The sequence below is a fragment of the Akkermansia sp. N21169 genome, from assembly GCF_029854675.1.
GTDB lineage: Bacteria > Verrucomicrobiota > Verrucomicrobiia > Verrucomicrobiales > Akkermansiaceae > Akkermansia.
In genome coordinates this window covers 163,403-181,191 of record NZ_JARWNC010000041.1, presented here as the reverse complement: position 1 = coordinate 181,191, position 17,789 = coordinate 163,403, and the positions used below count along the sequence as shown (strand labels likewise).

Genomic DNA, 17,789 nt, shown 5'->3' with positions numbered 1-17,789 from the left:
GGTTTTCCCTGAGGCATGCGTCAGCCCCTGTTGAGTGCTTTCCTGTGAAGGTACCAAGCGACGGCAAAACCGATGATGTTGGGTGTCCACAGCAGGATGTAGGGCAGGGGACCGGGCGTTTTTCTTGAGAGGTCGGCGAAAACGAGTGCAACAAAGTACAAGGCGGCAATGATAATGCCCAGGACGAATCCCGTCGAGGTATCTCTGCGGCGGGCGCTGATGGCCAGCGGGACGCCGATCAAAGCGAAGACGATACAGGCCATGGAGAACGATGCCCTCCGCGGGAGTTCCGTTTCAAACTCCAGCTTCTGGCGTTCATTCAGGTAGCCGGGCGTCTCTAGCGCCTCATGGATTTCATCGTTGGTGAATCTGTTGGCTCGTATTTTACGGGACTTGATCTGGTTGACGCGAATCATCCACGGCATGCGTTCGACGAGCATGACTTGGCTTTTGCCGTTCGGTTGGGACATTTCCACAAAGGTATTGTGCAAGATGAAGTGGAGAATCTTCTCTTGATCATCGAAGTCGACATCGACTTTTTTTGCATGCATGGCTTTGGATTTACCGGTTGCATCATCGTGCTGGTAAACGTGCATGCCGTAGATGGTGTCTCCTTGGCGTTTGTCGATGTAGATTTCCTGATCGTCGAATTTAGTAATGGCCTGGCCTTCGTTCAGAAGTCCCTTGGGATCGATGGCAGCAGCTTTGACGATGATTTCCGTGATAGCCTGTTTGGCTTTGGGGGTGATGTCGATGTTGACCCAGTAACAAAAGGCGGAGAGAATGCAAGCGATGACGATGGCCGGAGCGCTGAGACGGAGGAGACTTTGTCCCGCCATGCGCATGGAAGTCAGTTCGTTGTCGGCAGCCAGCCTGCCGTATACGAGCAGGACAGCCGTGAGGAATCCCCACGGGATGGAAAACATCAGGGAGAAGGGGATGACCTGGAAGATGAATTCCACGACGATACTGGTCGGAGCCCCGCTGTCCAACAGGAGTGGCCGTAATTCCTTGAACAGGTTACCAAGCAAAAGCAGGGCACTGAGGGCCATAACCCCGATGAGGGTGACTCCCAGAATTTGCCTGGCGATATAACGATCCAGAATTTTCATGAAGAGACGGCCTGTGTTCCTGTGTGGAGATTACCGGGCTCGCATTCTTCCGAATGTCCGTCCGGTTTGCGGTAAGCGGGTTATGAGCGGATCAGGTCGAAGCCGTCTTTACGGTCTTTGATTGTCCAGCCCAGGTCGGCGACCTGGCCTCGTAGGGTATCGGCTGCGGTCCAGTCCTTGTTCTGCTTGGCGATCCAGCGTTGTTCTGCCAGGGCTTTGACATCTTCCGGTGCTTCTTCCTGTGACTGTTCCTTGGCTACTGGCGTGATGCCGAATGCGGACAGGATGAAGTGGAAGGCGATCCGGACGGCATGGGCTTGTTCCTGTGAAAGTTCCTGGACATTGATGCGCTTGATGGCGCTGTACACGTGGCCGAGTGCTTCGGGCGTGTTGAGATCGTCATTGAGACTGTCCCAGGCAGCCTGGAATTCTCCGAGATCCGGCGTTTTCCGGCAGAGTTGCTTGTAGGGCGGGATAGCTGCATTGCCGGAGCGTTCGGCCAGTTGCATGTCGAATTTAGAGAGGCGGGCGAGTGAGGCTCGAGCATCGTTGAGGGAGTCCAGCGTAAAGTTGAGAGGGCGGCGGTAGTAGCCTCCGGCCAGAACATAGCGGACGGCTTCCGGGATGTGTCCGAGACGGGAGAGATCTTCCAGCGTGTACATGTTGCCCAGGGATTTGGACATTTTGCCTCCGTCAACCAACAAGTGGGTGATATGAAACCAATTGCGGGCAAAATGGCCTCCGCAGGCACAGCGTGATTGCGCTACTTCGTTTTCATGGTGCGGGAAGACGAGGTCGACTCCTCCGGAGTGGAGGTCGAAATCCGGACCGAAGTATTTGTTGATCATCGCCGAGCATTCAAGATGCCAGCCCGGACGGCCTTCTCCCCATGGCGATTGCCAGTAGTTCGGCCCGTCTTCGGGGCGGCGGGCCTTCCAGAGGACGAAGTCCGCAACGGAATCCTTTTCGTATTCGTCGGCATTGGAACGTTCATTGGCGGTTTTTCCCAAGTCGAGTTCCCTTTTGTCGAGATGGGAAAGCTGGCCGTATTCTCCGAAAGAGGAAATTTTGAAATACACGGAGCCATCTTCCGATGCGTAGGCATGACCCTTGGTCATGAGGTCTTCCACCATGCGGATTTGTTCCGGAATATGGCTGACAGCGGAAGGTTCGATATGGGGAGGGAGGCAGTTTAGAGCTGCGCAATCGGCATGGAATTTGTCCGTCCATCCCTGAGTGAAATCCGCCAGGCTCATACCGGCTTTTTGAGAGTCCCGGATCGTTTTGTCGTCTACGTCGGTGAGATTGCGGACATGCATGGTCGTGACTCCGCCGAGCTCCAAGACACGGCGAAAGACATCTTGAAGAACAAAGGTCCTGAAGTTGCCAATATGAGCCGGACCGTACACCGTCGGACCGCAACAGTAAAACCGGAACCGTTTGCCGTCGATTGGTGACAATTCCCTGATGGTTCTGCTTTGCGTGTCGTAAAGATGCAACATGGTCTGCCCATTGCAGAATAAAACAGGCGGGTGGTCAAGCCGCCAGCACGTCAGAGGAAATGTTCGGGCAGGTATTTTTTCAGTGTCCCGAACCTTCCCAAGCCGTTACTTTGCCTTTGCTGAAGAGGACGTAGGAAGTGTTCGGAGGAATGGTCGAGATGGGGAATGTCGTACCGATGCCCGTACCGATCATGGAGGATCCGTTATGGTAATGACCGACTCCTCCGCCGACGCCGAAGGAGAACCCGCTGCCGCCTTTCTGGTAGATCCATCGTTCCGAGGGGATTCCGTCCAAATTGCCGCGGGAAATGGAGTCCGGATCTCCCCAGGCCAGTTTGACGGCTTCCGGAGTCATGCCGAGAGAGATTTGCCCGGCAAGAACGAGGTATTGTTCTCGTGGAGCTAGTTTCTGGAAGGCCGGCAAGTTGGCGTCGATGCGTTCTTGCGGAGTTGTCGAACAGGATGCGACCAAGAGGCCGAACAGAAGCAAAATGGGGATGAAAGTAATTTTCATGATAGAAGTTGGTTTGCCCGGACTGGAATGTCCTGTATGGGATATGATTCGTTCTGAACGAAGAATGTTCAATAGAACAAGAGTCAGATCATTGTCTTTTATCGACATAGGCCCGGTCTTCGTCACTGAGCAGGTTCAGAGACGAACTGAATTGAGTCCCGTCGAATTCCTTAAGCCATACCATGTTTTTCTTGGGATCGTAACGGACGAATTTAGCGAATATTTTGGTGCCGTTTTTGCCTGTCCAATCACGATATCCGGCGGAGCTGAGATGTTTTTTGAAATCGGAGAATTGTTTGTTGGCTGTTTCAACATCCTGGCGGATGCGGTCCATGACATTTTTGGAATTTCCTCCGGAATATCCCTTCCACGAGGCGACCTGGCGTCCATCCGGTGTGAGAATAATAACGTTGGGAGTTCCCTTTACTCCATAATGGGAGAAGGCTCTCATGACGTATTCCTTCTTTTTGGTAGCGAGATTGCCGATAATGACGTTCTGATCCTTGTTGGGGGCGGTTGTGTCGTACTCGGCTGATTTGTCGTAGCAGACGCGGATCAGGTTGTCTTTGGCCCAGTCCTCAAATGCATCGGATTTGAACAATTCCGCACTTATTTTCTGGCTGGCCGGGCTATATTTGCTGTCATGGAACCAGATGAGAATCGGTTTGCCGGAACGGCGGGCATCTCGTAGAGCCTTGGAATAGCTTTGCTGCCATTGTTTGGAACGTTCGCTTTGGAGGGAGAACGCTTCATCCAATTCCTTGATGTCGGCATAGGGATTGTCCGGGTCGGTGAAGATGATGTCTTCATCTGCCTTGAGAGTCAGGAGGTCTTGCGTGCTTTTGGTTTCCAGTTCCTTGAGTTGCTTCCTGTTCCCACCGCTCATGAGTCCCGGCGGCATGAATCCGTCGGGATTGCTGAATCCCTGTGTTTCTTCCGTCAATTGGGAGAGGAATCCCTTGGATTGGGCCTCCTTGCTATCCGGCTTGTCTTCTGCCGGATCCGTTGTGGCACAGGACACCAGCAATACGGAGGCAACCGCAATGATCGAAATTTGCAGCAACGACTTTCTCATGTTCCGATTTGTAGCATAAAGAGCCGCCAGTCTCAATCTCCAAACGGGAAGCCCCCGGATTTCATGGCTCTCCGTAAGAAAATAACCGATGTTCGGGCCCTTTGCCGAATCAATCCCCGGATTTGAGAACGCGGATGAAGGCTTCCTGAGGGATGTTGACCCGGCCGATGGCCTTCATACGTTTTTTCCCTTCTTTTTGCTTTTCGAGAAGTTTGCGTTTACGGGTGACGTCGCCTCCGTAGCATTTGGCAGTTACGTTCTTACGCATGGGAGAGATGCTTTCCCGTGCGATGATTTTACCGCCGATACAAGCCTGGATGGCAACAGTGAACAATTGCCGGGGGATGACTTCCTTAAGGCGGGATGCCAGATCGCGTCCACGGGATTCTGCCTTTTCGCGGTGAACGATCATGGAGAAGGCGTCGACGGGTTCTCCGGCGATCATCATGTCCATCTTGATCAGATTGGCAGGGGCGTAACCGTCATGTTCGTAGTCCATGGAACCGTAGCCGCGCGTCATGGATTTGAGCTTGTCGTTGAAATCGACGAGGATTTCGGCGAGAGGAAGAGTGGCGGTGAGCATGACGCGCATGTCATCGATAGTCTCGGTGTTGACGACATTACCGCGTTTTTCCAGAACCAGTTGCATGATGTCGCCGATGTAGTCGCCGGGAAGCATGATGAAAACCTTGACGATGGGTTCACGGATTTCCTTGATTTCCTGTGGTTCGGGCAGAAGGCTCGGGTTGTCTACCAAGAGCTCTTCTCCGTTGGTCTTGGTGACCTCGTAGATGACGGACGGGTAGGTGGAAATGACATCCATGTTGAATTCTCGCCGCAGACGTTCCTGGACGATTTCCATATGCAGCAGCCCGAGAAAACCGCAGCGGAAACCGAATCCGAGAGCGATAGACGATTCCGCCATGAAGGTGAAGGCGGCATCGTTGATCTGAAGCTTGGCCATGGCTGCTTTCAAGGCTTCAAAGTCGGAGGAATCGACGGGGTAGATGCCTGAAAAGACCATGGGACGTATTTCCTTGAAGCCGGGCAAGGGCTTGTCGCATGGGTGGACGACGTCGGTATAGGTATCGCCTATTTTGACATCGGAGGCTGCCTTCATATTGGCGATGATGTAGCCGACGTCTCCGGTGCTGAGTTCGTCGGACTTGGTCATTTTGGGAGTGAAAATGCCGACCTCCTTGACTTCATATACTTCGTCCGTGGCGAAGAGCTTGACGCGCATGCCGCGCTTGACGGAGCCGGAAACGATGCGTACGTAGGAGACGACGCCCCGGTACGAGTCGTACACGGAGTCGAATACAAGGGCGCGCAGCAAGCCGTCGGGGCTATCCTTGGGAGGAGGAATTCGTTCGACGACAGCTTCCAGAATGTCTTCGATGCCGATACCGGCTTTGGCGGATGCCTGGATGGCTTCTTCGTGGGGGATGCAGATGATGTCTTCAAGTTGTTTGAAGACTTTCGGGAGATTGGCGCTGGGAAGGTCGATCTTGTTGATGACCGGCACGATAGCCAGTTTTTGGTCCATAGCCAGGTGCATGTTGGCTAATGTCTGGGCTTCAACTCCTTGAGCGGCATCGACGATGAGGAGCGCACCTTCGCAAGCAGCCAGAGAACGGGATACTTCGTAAGAGAAGTCCACGTGGCCCGGGGTATCCAGCAAATTCAGTTCGTAGGTTTGTCCGTTGCGCGCCTTGTAGCGCATGGTTACGGGGTGGGATTTGATGGTAATGCCTTTTTCCCGTTCCAGATCCATGGCGTCCAGAAGCTGGTCTTGTTTCTCACGGTCGGAAATCGTGTTGGTGTATTCCAACAGACGATCGGAAAGAGTCGTCTTTCCGTGGTCGATGTGGGCGATGATGGAAAAGTTGCGTTTCTGCTCAATGCTCATAATGGATACCGGCCTTCCGAGGGTAAAAAATTCCGGCGAATGCTAATAGTACGAAGTATGAGCGTCAAGCGAAGAGACTGTCTGTGCATGGTTTCGGTTGGTTTTGCAAGACTTGCGGATCGTCCTGTTCCATACATCGGTATGTTCTTACTGGCTGGGGGTATTGAGACAAGAACGTTTTACGTATTCGGAAGTGGAATTCGACGGGTGGTAGAGGAGCCAAATGTTGGGGAATTAAAATGCGAAAGGCTGTAAATTAATGGTTGAGTTGCATCGGTGAATTCCATAGCATTACTTAAATTTATGCAAATATCCGGTTTGTTCATGATGGAAAAAGGAAGAAAAGTGCTTGTCGGGTACGGAGTTGTTCTTCTTTTGTTTGGGGGATTTTGTTGGTCTCGGACGCCTCAGGATCAGAATATCCAGCCGGATGTAGCACGGGATGTTTACACGAAGACGAAACGTCCTCCCGTGGAAGAGCGGTTGTTTATTTCTCGAAGTATTGATGAAGAAATTGCACGCGTCAAAGGGATGTTGACCCATCCGAAGTTACGCTGGATGTTCGAGAACTGTTTTCCCAATACTCTGGATACGACGGTGCATTACCGTGAGAAGGACGGAGTGGATGATACGTTTGTCTATACCGGGGATATTGCCGCCATGTGGTTGCGCGATTCCGCGGCTCAGGTGTGGCCGTATGTTCCACTGGCTAACAAGGATGAGAAGTTGAGGAAGATGCTGGCGGGGGTGATCCTCCGTCAGATGAAATGCATCAATATTGACCCCTATGCCAATGCGTTTAATGACGGGCCGACTGGTAGCGAGTGGGAGTCCGACCTTACGGATATGAAACCGGAACTCCATGAGCGTAAGTGGGAAATCGATTCCTTGTGTTACCCCATACGGTTGGCCTACCGTTATTGGAAGACGACGAAGGACGATTCCGTGTTCGGTGCGGAATGGAGCTCGGCTGTCCGGCGTATCGTGGCAACTTTCCGAGAACAGCAGAGGAAAGAGAATCCCGGGCCTTACAAATTCCAGCGCAAGACGGAAAAGGCCTCCGACACGGTCATGAATGACGGATGGGGCAATCCCTGTAAACCGGTGGGCCTGATTGCCTCCGTATTTCGTCCGTCAGACGATGCAACGACGTTTCCTTTCTTGGTGCCGTCGAATTTCTTTGCCGTGTCCTCGTTGCGCAAGGCGGCGGAAATCCTGCAATCGGTCAATCATGATGAAGAACTGGCGAGCGAATGCCTGGCTTTGGCTGACGAGGTCGAAGCGGCGTTAAAGAAATACGCGGTCGTGGAGCATCCTGTATTTGGTCGTGTGTACGCTTATGAGGTGGACGGGTACGGTAATCACCTGTTTATGGACGATGCCAATGTACCGAGTTTGCTTGCCATGCCTTATCTGGGGGATGTCCCGGCGGACGATCCGGTTTATTTGAATACGCGCCGCCTGGTGTGGAGCGAGCATAATCCCTACTTTTTCAAGGGAAGGGCAGGCGAGGGAATCGGAGGACCTCATGTGTCCCATGTTTCGATGAACATGATTTGGCCGATGAGCATCATGATGAAGGCGTTTACGAGCCGTGACGATGAAGAGACGGCTGCTTGTATCAGGATGCTGCTGGAAACCGATGCCGGAACCGGGTTCATCCATGAATCTTTCCACAAGGACGATGCCGGCAAGTTTACCCGCGAGTGGTTCGCATGGCAGAATACGCTTTTTGGAGAGCTCATCCTGAAACTGGTCGGTGAAGGAAAGACCGATCTTCTGAATCGTCTCCCCTGACTTATTTTTTAACTGATTATTATACGATTATGAACAGCAAGACACTACCTGTTTTCCTTTCGTTCCTATGTATGGGGTTTGGCGATGCCGTCAATACCTTTGTGGGAGTGGCAAAAGATCATTTTTCTCTGACGACATTCGAATCCAGTTTCATTGCATCGGCGGGGTTTATCATGTTCGGCCTGCTCTCGGTGCCAATGGGGCTTTTCCAGGACAAATGCGGTCGCAAAAAGACGTTGCTGACAGGGTTGATCGTTGCTCTGATAGGTATTCTGACTGTGATGTTGTTCGGGTTAGACAGGTATGCTGTCTTCCTGCTTTCCATCCTTCTTCTGGGAGGCGGAGCTACGATCCTTCAGGTAGCCGGCAACCCGATCATGCGTGACGTGTCGGATGAGGGAAGGTATTCCAGCAATCTTTCCCTGGGGCAGTTTACCAAGGCTATTGGTTCCTTTACGGCTCCGCTCGTTTTTTTCATGGCGGGCAAGATGGGTTATACCGAGACTCAGAGCTGGAATGTTCTGTTCCCTATTTTTGCAGTGGCCGTCGCGGTATCTATTATTTCCGTTGCTACGTTGAAGGTTCAGGAAAAGTCTGATGCGGGCAAGACGGCTTCTCTGGGGTCGTGCATCCGCCTTCTGGGGGATCCGTCCGTGGCGTTTTCCGTCCTTGCCATTTTCGTGTATGTGGGAGCCGAAGTTTGTATGGCATCCGGCATGCCCGTGTATTTTTCCGAGCAATTCGGAATCAATCAATCCTTGGCGACCAAGTTTGTGATGTATTTTTTCGTGACGATCATGATCGGGCGTTTTCTGGGGGCGATGCTGCTACGTAAAGTACGGCCGGGACGTTTTCTGGTGGCGACATGCTATGTATCTCTGGCTGGATTTATTCTTCTGGTCTTGGGTAGCAACGCGGTCGGGCTGATTGCTTCTCCCGATGCCCGTGAGATTGTGACGACGGCGTCTCTTGTCGTGCTGGCTCTTGGGTTTGCCAACATTTTCCCCCTTGTGTTTTCCATGGCGATCGACAGGTTGCCCGACAAGGCGAACGAGTTGTCAGGATTGATGGTATCCGCTATTTGCGGAGGGGCTTTCCTGTTGCCCCTCATGGGGTGGATCGGCGATGCCTCCGGCAATCTTTTCTACGGTTTTGTTGTACCTCTTGTGGCCGTGCTCTACATATTGGGGGTCGGGTTGGTAATGAAATCCGAAAAGAAAGAAGGGAGGGATGCCTGAGGTGGACTCCGACCGTGATGACCGTATTGTTCTGACTTTGGATGCGGGGGGGACGAATTTCGTTTTTGCCGCCATGCAAGGGAACCGCCGTATTGGAACTCCGGTTCGGCTTGCTTCGGAAGCCCGGAATTTAGAACGTTCCCTGGAGAATATCAAAAAAGGGTTCAGAGCCCTGATTGAAGAAACGGGGCAGGCGCCTGCCGCCATCAGTTTTGCATTTCCGGGACCGGCCGATTATCCCAGGGGTATTATTGACAATGTTGGCAATCTTCCGGCCTATGCAGGGGGCGTTCCCTTGGCGGATATCCTCCAAGATGAGTTTGGTGTGCCCGTTTTCATTAACAACGACGGCGATTTGTTTGTCTATGGCGAAGCCGTGGCCGGATTGCTGCCCCAGGTTAATGAGGCGCTGGCGAAGGCGGGTAGCCCGAAGAAGTTCCGCAATTTGTTTGGTGTGACTCTGGGGACCGGATTCGGCGGGGGGCTTGTGATGAATGGGCAGTTGTATATAGGCGATAACTCCAATGCCCTGGAAGTGTGGCTGATGAACAATAAGCTTCATCCGGGGACTTTTGCGGAAGAGGGAGCGTGCATCCGTGCGATTCAGAAAACGTATGCACGAGAAGCAGGGCTGCCGGAGGCCACTCATTTATCTGCCCGGGACATTGAGGAGATTGCCCTCGGTAAGCGTGAGGGGGATTCTCGCGCCGCCCGTGAGGCGTATCGTGAAATGGGACGCCTGCTTGGCGATGTTTTTGCAACGGCTGCGACGTTGTTCGATACCTTGATTGTGATCGGCGGAGGTCTGGCCTACGGACACAGGCTTTTCATGGACAGCGTTCTGGAGGAAATGAACGGGACAATCAGAAGTTACGATGGACGGGAATTGCCACGATTGGTTCAGAAGGCTTTTGATCTGGAAGATCCATCTCAGATGGAAAACTTCCTGTTGGGAGACGAACGCCGGTTGATCGTACCGGGTTCCGGACGGGAAGTCATTTACGATCCTCGGAAGAGAATCGGCATCGGTATCACGCGATTGGGAACCAGCGAAGCCGTGGCCGTCGGGGCGTATGCCTACGCCCTGAGAGCCATTGACTGTGCAATGCGATGATGATGCTTATTCAAAAGTAGCATCCACAGTCATAGGACTGTCTTTGACGGTGGCTGTGATGTCTTTCGTGTTTCCGGAGGCATCCTGATAGCGGAAGGTGTAGGTTTTGTTCTTTTCCAGAAGGAACGTCAAGACATCGTTCATGTCCTGTAAGGGGCCGGAAGTACGGCCTCCGTCCATTTGGAGCTGACCGTCGAAGACATCGACGTTGACGGCGACTCTGTCTCCGGAATTCGAGTTGCTGCCGGAATTTTTAAAGATGCGGATGGAGACTGGGACATGCGTGCCTTGGGAGACGGCTTGTTCTTCCATGGCCTCGCAGGTGTCGATGTATCTCTGCGAAACGTTGACGGCGTGGACTTCCTGGGATTGATCGTTCCAGACCATGGGGAAGGATTCTCCCGTTTGTTTGAAGGAAGTGGCGTAAATGGCATATTGGCGATTGTCCGGGTTAGCCTTGCCGGCGTTTGCCAGGAACCACGGGTGATTGAGCTGGCGGGGCATATAGTATTCCGTGATGTACCATTTGCCGTCCATCCATACTTCTACCCAGCTATGATTGCCGCGATCGTCGTGCCATGAAGCCGTTCCGGCGAACCGGGCCGGAATGCCGACTGACCGAAAGGCATCCACTAGCAGAATGGCCAATCCGGTACATGATGCCATATGCTGGCGGATAGACTCCGAAGGGGATTGGTTGGGCTTCTCCCGGAGCGTATTATAGTCCACCCCCGTCAGTTTGCCTATTTTTGAGTTGATGGAGAGCACTGCATCCCGGATGGATTTGCTGTCGTGAACGAGTTTCCCAAAGAGGTCGAAGAATCCCTGACGCCAGTTTTCACGGGTTTCATCTACGACGGCATAGGGGAGGACATCGTTGAGGAAGATGTCTTCAGGGATGTCACGGCCCCAAGGGAAGGATGCTTTCGCTTGATAGGCCAGGGCGATGTTGGAGGAGAGGAGTGCTTTGTCGATACTGGTCAAATCCCGTTCCGGCATGTGTTCGATGAGAAAAGCCGCTCCGGCTTTTTGTTCGGCAGGCAGTTCGGATAACAAGTCTTGCAGGGGACGGGCATTGGAACCGGCTTTGGAGAGGGCTTGTTCCAGGCCTGATGTTGATGAAGTAGCTCCTTGGCCGCCAAAGGATCCGGTTGCCAGCGCCATGCAGACGCAGGGGATGAGTATTCGATTCATAGTTGTGGTGAAGTGGGGAGAATAGTTTGTTGATCGACATTCCAGCCTTCGACGGTGACCGCCGGAATTCCGTTGTCTCCGGGAATATAGTCGATAGGAATTTCCCGGGTGGAGCCGGGAACGAGGGAGACATAGTTGTCCTGGTAGAAGGCAGGCATGATACGTTTACCCGATTTGGCGTCCACCAGGGAGATGCGGTTGAAGAATGCTATCCCTCCCTCTTTCGGGGCGGTAAGTCGGACGATGACTGTTCCCGGTTTCGGAGAGGTGGCTGTTACCTGCAGATCGGCTTTGCTCATGGAGCGGAGTCCGGAATATTGTCCGTCCTGATTCGGAAACCAATAGAAATTGTCACTGATGAGTTTCCCATCGGCGTCCATTAGCTGGAGCAGAAGGAAGCCTCCCTTGTCCCGGCATACATCCTTGATTCTTGCAGACAGGGACATGATCTTCAGACAATTGGAGGCATTGACGTAGCAGAATACCTGGTCGTTCTTTTTCTCTTTGCCTTCCGTGTTGAACAAACGGACGACGAGCATGACATCCCGGGCCGGCTCCAGTCCGTTGTTGACGACCATGACTTCTCCCGTAACAGGGTTGCACATGGCATGGAGGGGTTCGCCACCCTTGCGGGTCCCGAAGAGGCAGGCGTTGGGGTCCAAATAGTAGTCGTACATTTGTCCCCGCATGGCCGTCCATGGATTTTGTGTTTTCCAGATGATAAATCCTGTGTACCAGTCCCACATATGGGAGGAAAATCCTTCCATAATTGCCCGGTATTGCTCATAGTTGACGAGTTGAGCCTTGCGGGTAAAGTCCCGCACATCGGAAGGGGGACCATAGGGGATCAAATGGTCTTCGTATCCGACTCCCGTGTATTTGTGGTAGGTCCAGACATCGTTGACCTTTTCTCCGAAAGGTTCGGTTGGATCAAGGGTAGGGACGATCATGGAATCTTCGGGGATGAATCGTTCGAGGGATTCATAGTCGCCAACTCCGATCGAGCCTATTTCCGAGTTGAACGGCCAGGTTTTTTCCTGCCAGAAAGTCGATATCGGCTGGATTCTGTATGGACCGTCCCCATTTCCTCCCAGAGAATTGTAGGACATCTCGCAGGAGTTGGAGTAGTCGATGAACCAGCGGGTTCCATCCAGGCTGGGCAGGATGCGGTTTCTGAGGGCATCCAGAATCCCGGACGGAGGGGGGATTTCATTGCCGCCGCACCAAGCTGCAAGAGAAGGATGGTTACGGATCATTTTGACCATGTCTTCCGCAGCTTCCAGTACGAGGGCATGATCGTCGGGATACTTCCTGCGAGTCCATTGATCATCCGCTTTTAGTGCATCGCGCCAGCGACCGTTGCAATCGCCGGAAAACCAGAAATCCTGCATGACGAGCAGACCGTAGCGATCGCAGGCTTCATAGAATTCCGGACGTTCCGTCAGAGCCCCTCCCCAAATGCGGATGAGGTTCAGGTTCATGTCCCGGTGGTAGCGGATTTCGGCATCGTAGCGTTCCGGGGAGAACCTGAGCATGGCGTCGGAAATAATCCAGTTGCCGCCTCGAATGAAAAGCCGTTGCCCGTTGACGAACATTTCCCGGCTGCGGGTCCGTTCGTTCCATGCCGTGTCGAGTTCTCTGACACCGAAGTTGATGGAATGAACATCCGAAGCGGATAGCTGTCCGTTCTCCCTGAATTCAAGGCGAAGGGTGTACATATTCTGGGGACCGTAACCGGTTGGCCACCAGAGTTTGGGATTCTCCAGAACGATCTCTGGTAGTTTTGCTTGGACAGTGGAGTTCGGAGGGATTTCCACACGGCATTCTGTCTGTTTATTGCCGAGGAGACAGGCAAGCGTACCGCGAACTGTTTGCCCGGTGGGGTTTTCCAGTTCGGCAGAAAGGTTCATAAAGGCATTTTCCTGGGGAGATGATGGTTTCCTGACCCCGGGGACGCGGGTGACGATATGCGGTTCCTTGATGCGGATACGTCCGGTTTTTTCCAGAATGACCTTGTCCCATATGCCGGTGTTACGATCTCGGATAGGTTGGATCCAGTCCCATCCGGCCACATATTGATGCGTCAGGTTACGGGCGATGCGTCCATCTCCTCCCTGGCCCCCGTTCGGATTGCCGACATGATCCGGGGGATAGACGATTACGGCCAGACGGTTCACTCCGTCGGGCTTCAATAAGTCTGTGATGTTGAACGTTTTCCTCAGGAACATTCCCCGATAGGGTTTGGCGTTGACCTTGTGACCATTCAGGAAAATATCACAGGAATAATTGATGCCTCGAAACGTTAGCCATACCTGCCCTCCTTCCTTGGGAGGAAGTTCCCGGAAGTCCTTGACGAACCAGTAGGTATAGTATTCTCGGCCCGTGGCATGGATGTCCGGGATCTTTTCATTGTTCATGCCGTAGAACGGATCGGGAATTTCTCCATTGGCCAGCTGCGTGGTCAGGACGGTTCCGGGCACAACAGCGGGTTTCCAGTTGTCCAGAGCGAACGAAGGATTGGAAATTGTTTCTCCGGAGGCGGTTGTTTGCGTGGAGGGAAGACATTTCCAGTCCGTTTTCAATTCATAATGATCATCCATGGCAAGAGCCGGAATGCCGGCGGCAAGGAGGATGAGCGGAATCAGGAATTTGAAGAACATAGCGGAATGTCAGGGATTGGAAGCCATGGAGGACTCATTGCAGGACGGCAGCCAGCAGAGGGAGGAATCCCCGGTCATCTGGATTTCCAGTGTTCCTCCGGCTGCAATGTCCTTGAAGTCGATAAACTTCAGTGAATGCGGTCTTCCGTTCAAGAGAATTTTTCCGATATATTTACGTTCGGGGCTATTGTCGCGGACGATGATACGGAATGTTTTCCCGTTCCCGACCTGGAGTTCCGCTCCATCGACAATCGGACTGCCGAATACGAATTTGCCTCCTGCCGGCTCTACTTGGTAAAATCCGAGGGCGGAAAGGATGTACCAGGCGGACATTTGTCCCATGTCTTCATTGCCGCAGAGTCCCTCCGGCGTGTCGTCATACATGGTGGAAAGTATTTCCCGGACTTTATCCGCTGTTTTCCATGGTTTGTCGACGCAAGTGTACATGTAGGCGACGTGGTGGCTGGGCTCGTTGCCATGCGCATACTGCCCGATCATTCCGGAGATGTCGGGGGAGGCGTCTTTGCCTAGATCTCCCTGTGCCGTAAATAGCCCGTCTAGTTTGGCCAGGAACTTTTCCGTATTCCCGAACAATTCGACAAGTCCTTTTATGTCGTGCGGTACCAGCCAGGTGTATTGCCATGCATTGCCTTCGGTATAATCATTGTTCCGGTGGACGGAGACAAACGGGTCGAAGTTTTTTCCGAACACTCCTTCCGAGGATAATCCCCGGACGAATTCCGTTTTCGGGTCGAAGTAATGCTTATAGGATTTACTCCGTTTCAGGAAGTAATCGTGATCCTGGGTTTTTCCGAGTTTGTCCGCAACCTGGGCAAGACTCCAGTCGGCGACGGCGTATTCCATGCATTTGGAAAGACCTTCTCCTTCCTTGTCATAGGGAATATAGCCGTATTCCTTGAGGTACTTGAGTCCGCGTTCGTCTAAAAGGGAGGATTCCTTCATGGCTGTGAATGCCTTTTCGGCTGATATCCCCTCAAAATTTTTCATTACGGCATCTGCGACGACGCAAACGGCCGGATTGCCTACCATGCAGTCTGTTTCACAGGCCATCAGGTGCCAGACGGGCAATTTCCCCTGCTTTTGGTAGATGTCCAGCATGGAGTTGATCAGGTCGGGTACTTTTTCAGGTTGGATGAGAGTCATCAGGGGATGGGCTGCACGGTAGGTATCCCAAAGAGAAAATCCCGTGTACTGGAGATGAGAGCTTTTGTGGATGTTGCCGTCCGCCCCGCGATAGTCCCCGTTGACATCGGAACAGACGGCAGGGTAGATCATGGTATGGTACAAGGCGGTGTAGAAGATGCGGCGTACTTTGTCGTTACGAGTGGAAATGGAAATTTTGGAGAGTTCGCGGTTCCAGGCCTGATCGGCTTGGATCACGGTTTTGTTGAAATCCCAACCGGGTAGTTCGGCTTGCATGTTGGCCTTGGCATTTTCCACGCTCACCAGTGAGATAGCGACTTTGACGAAGACGGGGTTCTCGTCCCTTGTATCGAAGACAGCCTGTCCGAAAGGCTTGCCGGGACAGTTTGTCGACGGATGTGAGCCTTCGGATTCCATCCATTGTTTCATCGGACGAGAAAATTCTATGACGAAGAAGAGCTTCCGATTGTTTGCCCAGCCTTTGGTGTGGCGGAATCCCGATATGACGGTATTGCTCTCCCGGTGGAATTGGACTTCGGTTTGATTTCCACTGCCGACCCCATGTTTCAGGTCTACGATGATTCGTGCGTCTTCAGTCTTGGGAAACGTGTATTTGTGGAAACCTGTTCTCTGTGTGGCTGTTAATTTCACATCAATCCCGAATCGGTCCAGATGGACGGCATAGTATCCGGGTCGAACTTGTTCCGAGGAATGGTCGAAGGATGATCCGACTCCGGAAAGCAGATTATCCTTGGAACCGCGGGACAAGGGAACTTCTCCGATGACTGGCATGAGGGAGATATCTCCAAGATCGTGGCATCCTGTACCGCTCAGATGCGTGTGGCTGAAGCCGATGATACTTGCGTCCGATATGTGGTATCCGGAACACCAGTCCCAGCCTTGGGAAACATTGGTAGGACCAAGCTGGACGAGTCCGAAAGGCACGCTGGCTCCCACAAAAACGTGTCCGTGCCCTCCCGTTCCAATGTGGGGATCGACGAATGAGGAAGGTGCCGGGCGGGGGAGCTCCTCTCCCTTTGATTCGGACAAACATGGCAGGAATGTTACAGCCAGGAGCATGAATGCCCTCCAAGAGGTGAGAAAGGAAAAACTCATACAATCACCTACGCCCGGAGGAGAGGCAATCTTTCATGGAAAAGATATTTCCGGATGAATGGGAATGAATTTTTCAGAAAAAATCAGGATAAAGGAAATTTTTATCCTTACAGGAACGTAAGTGGTCATGTACAGAATTTATTCATCTACCATTGTACGATACCATGAAAATCAAGTTATTAGTAGCTGCAGCTCTGTTGAGTTTGAGCTTTTACGCAAACCCGGCCTTGGCCGGGGACGAATATTCATTTGACCACGGTCCCTATTTGCAGGAAGTCGGCAATAAGGGGGTTTCCTTCCTGTTTACGACAACGGGGAAAGGATTTTCCTGGGTTGAAGTGAAGAAACAAGGCGCTCCCGACAGTGATGCCAAAGTTTATTATTCTCGTCGAGACGGGTTGAAGGAAGCCAACAATACATTCAATGCCATTCGCGTTCACGATTTGGAACCGGGTACAGCCTACCAGTACCGGCTTTGTTCTAAGGAGATTACCACTTTTCAACCTTACAAGGTGGTGTATGGCAAGGAGATCCAGTCTCCGTGGTATGATTTCAAAACCTTTTCACCGAGAATTGACAAATGTTCTCTGTTTGCGGCCAGCGATATTCACGATGACCCCGGCAAACTGAAAAAATTACTGGAGCTTGGAGACTATGGTTCTTGCGACGCCATGTTCCTCGTGGGGGATATTACAAGCTACTGTACGTCTGCGGGACAACCTTACAAGAGCTACATTGATTTGTGCGTCAATATGTTTGCCAAAGAAAAGCCCTTTATTCTTGTCCGCGGCAACCATGAAACGAGAGGGGCTTTGGCTCGCGACTATTCTGGCTATGTTCCTCAAGAGAGCGGGAATATATACGGAACGCAAACGATTGGAGATACGTTTGTCATATTTCTGGATTGTGGAGAGGATAAACCCGATACGCATCCTGTTTATGCCGGATTGACGGATTTTGATCATTACAGGACGGAACAGGCCGAGTGGTTGAAGGGTGTTCTGCAAAGTCCGGATTTCAAAAAGGCACGCCATCGCATTGTGATGTCCCATTTCCCGATTTCTGAAATTGAGCAATATAACAAGGAACATGGAATGAACGACATCAGCTCCAAGATGCTCAATATGCTGAATAAGGCTGGGATTGATCTGATGATTGCCGGGCATACGCATAGGTATGACTTCCATGAACCGGTACGAGGAAAGAGGAACTATCCTCTTCTGGTCGGTAGCAACCACAGCGGAGCCAGACTGGATATTGACAGGAGCGGCATTAAAATGCGCGCCTTTGATACGGATGGCAAGACGTTGATTGAGAAAAAATTCCCGACCAAACGTTAAAATATACCTTGGCTTTTTGAATGGCCTGCTCGGGCGGCTTAACGTTCTCAAGGA

Annotated in this window: 12 protein-coding genes; 4 read left to right on the top strand and 8 right to left on the bottom strand. The window is 52.3% G+C overall.

The window, feature by feature from the left end:
* Window positions 1–20: 20 nt before the first annotated feature.
* The 5 genes from QET40_RS11360 to lepA all read right to left on the bottom strand — a co-directional run bounded on the left by QET40_RS11360 (window position 21) and on the right by lepA (window position 6,112).
* Window positions 21–1,112, bottom strand: a complete 1,092-nt coding sequence (locus tag QET40_RS11360) for an LptF/LptG family permease (RefSeq protein ID WP_280127290.1) — start codon at window positions 1,110–1,112, stop codon at window positions 21–23.
* Between the two features lie 80 nt (window positions 1,113–1,192).
* Window positions 1,193–2,614, bottom strand: a complete 1,422-nt coding sequence (cysS, locus tag QET40_RS11355) for a cysteine--tRNA ligase (protein WP_280127289.1) — start codon at window positions 2,612–2,614, stop codon at window positions 1,193–1,195.
* Window positions 2,615–2,693: 79 nt separating this feature from the next.
* On the bottom strand, window positions 2,694–3,128 hold the full coding sequence (locus QET40_RS11350) for a hypothetical protein (RefSeq protein WP_280127288.1): 435 nt from the start codon (window positions 3,126–3,128) through the stop codon (window positions 2,694–2,696).
* An 88-nt stretch (window positions 3,129–3,216) separates the two neighbouring features.
* Window positions 3,217–4,203 (bottom strand): thioredoxin family protein, encoded by a 987-nt coding sequence (locus tag QET40_RS11345; RefSeq protein ID WP_280127287.1) that lies wholly within the window; start codon window positions 4,201–4,203, stop codon window positions 3,217–3,219.
* A 109-nt stretch (window positions 4,204–4,312) separates the two neighbouring features.
* Window positions 4,313–6,112 carry a translation elongation factor 4 gene (gene lepA / locus QET40_RS11340; protein ID WP_280127286.1) on the bottom strand — a complete coding sequence of 600 codons (1,800 nt, stop codon included), beginning with the start codon at window positions 6,110–6,112 and terminating at the stop codon, window positions 4,313–4,315.
* Window positions 6,113–6,415: 303 nt separating this feature from the next.
* Here lepA and QET40_RS11335 point away from each other — a divergent pair, with 303 nt between their 5' ends.
* From QET40_RS11335 to QET40_RS11325, 3 genes are read left to right on the top strand one after another with little or no spacing between them, the layout of a single operon-like run.
* Window positions 6,416–7,909, top strand: coding sequence for a glycoside hydrolase family 125 protein (locus QET40_RS11335; RefSeq protein ID WP_280127285.1), 1,494 nt, complete (start codon window positions 6,416–6,418; stop codon window positions 7,907–7,909).
* Between the two features lie 29 nt (window positions 7,910–7,938).
* Window positions 7,939–9,147 (top strand): MFS transporter, encoded by a 1,209-nt coding sequence (locus tag QET40_RS11330; protein WP_280127284.1) that lies wholly within the window; start codon window positions 7,939–7,941, stop codon window positions 9,145–9,147.
* The gene (locus QET40_RS11325) at window positions 9,140–10,261 is read left to right on the top strand and encodes an ROK family protein (RefSeq protein WP_280127283.1); all 1,122 of its coding nucleotides are present in this window, start codon (window positions 9,140–9,142) and stop codon (window positions 10,259–10,261) included. The genes QET40_RS11330 and QET40_RS11325 overlap by 8 nt, the downstream gene beginning before the upstream one ends.
* 6 nt (window positions 10,262–10,267) lie before the next feature.
* Here QET40_RS11325 and QET40_RS11320 read toward each other — a convergent pair whose 3' ends face one another.
* From QET40_RS11320 to QET40_RS11310, 3 genes are read right to left on the bottom strand one after another with little or no spacing between them, the layout of a single operon-like run.
* Window positions 10,268–11,455 carry a transglutaminase-like domain-containing protein gene (locus QET40_RS11320; protein ID WP_280127282.1) on the bottom strand — a complete coding sequence of 396 codons (1,188 nt, stop codon included), beginning with the start codon at window positions 11,453–11,455 and terminating at the stop codon, window positions 10,268–10,270.
* On the bottom strand, window positions 11,452–14,115 hold the full coding sequence (locus QET40_RS11315; protein ID WP_280127281.1) for a glycoside hydrolase family 2 TIM barrel-domain containing protein: 2,664 nt from the start codon (window positions 14,113–14,115) through the stop codon (window positions 11,452–11,454). The genes QET40_RS11320 and QET40_RS11315 overlap by 4 nt, the downstream gene beginning before the upstream one ends.
* 9 nt (window positions 14,116–14,124) lie before the next feature.
* Window positions 14,125–16,395: a GH92 family glycosyl hydrolase gene (locus QET40_RS11310; RefSeq protein WP_280127280.1), complete on the bottom strand. Its 2,271-nt coding sequence runs from the start codon at window positions 16,393–16,395 to the stop codon at window positions 14,125–14,127.
* 164 nt (window positions 16,396–16,559) lie between these two features.
* Between QET40_RS11310 and QET40_RS11305 the strand changes: the two genes are divergently transcribed.
* Entirely contained in the window at window positions 16,560–17,735 is a 1,176-nt protein-coding gene (locus QET40_RS11305) for an FN3 domain-containing metallophosphoesterase family protein (protein ID WP_280127279.1), read from the top strand.
* Window positions 17,736–17,789: the final 54 nt, after the last annotated feature.

Bases quoted from the DNA above. Each gene is read 5' to 3' on its own strand.
- QET40_RS11360 (WP_280127290.1), bottom strand. From the start codon at position 1,112: ATGAAAATTCTGGATCGTTATATCGCCAGGCAAATTCTGGGAGTCACC.
- cysS (WP_280127289.1), bottom strand. From the start codon at position 2,614: ATGTTGCATCTTTACGACACGCAAAGCAGAACCATCAGGGAATTGTCA.
- QET40_RS11350 (WP_280127288.1), bottom strand. From the start codon at position 3,128: ATGAAAATTACTTTCATCCCCATTTTGCTTCTGTTCGGCCTCTTGGTC.
- QET40_RS11345 (WP_280127287.1), bottom strand. From the start codon at position 4,203: ATGAGAAAGTCGTTGCTGCAAATTTCGATCATTGCGGTTGCCTCCGTA.
- lepA (WP_280127286.1), bottom strand. From the start codon at position 6,112: ATGAGCATTGAGCAGAAACGCAACTTTTCCATCATCGCCCACATCGAC.
- QET40_RS11335 (WP_280127285.1), top strand. From the start codon at position 6,416: ATGCAAATATCCGGTTTGTTCATGATGGAAAAAGGAAGAAAAGTGCTT.
- QET40_RS11330 (WP_280127284.1), top strand. From the start codon at position 7,939: ATGAACAGCAAGACACTACCTGTTTTCCTTTCGTTCCTATGTATGGGG.
- QET40_RS11325 (WP_280127283.1), top strand. From the start codon at position 9,140: ATGCCTGAGGTGGACTCCGACCGTGATGACCGTATTGTTCTGACTTTG.
- QET40_RS11320 (WP_280127282.1), bottom strand. From the start codon at position 11,455: ATGAATCGAATACTCATCCCCTGCGTCTGCATGGCGCTGGCAACCGGA.
- QET40_RS11315 (WP_280127281.1), bottom strand. From the start codon at position 14,115: ATGTTCTTCAAATTCCTGATTCCGCTCATCCTCCTTGCCGCCGGCATT.
- QET40_RS11310 (WP_280127280.1), bottom strand. From the start codon at position 16,395: ATGAGTTTTTCCTTTCTCACCTCTTGGAGGGCATTCATGCTCCTGGCT.
- QET40_RS11305 (WP_280127279.1), top strand. From the start codon at position 16,560: ATGAAAATCAAGTTATTAGTAGCTGCAGCTCTGTTGAGTTTGAGCTTT.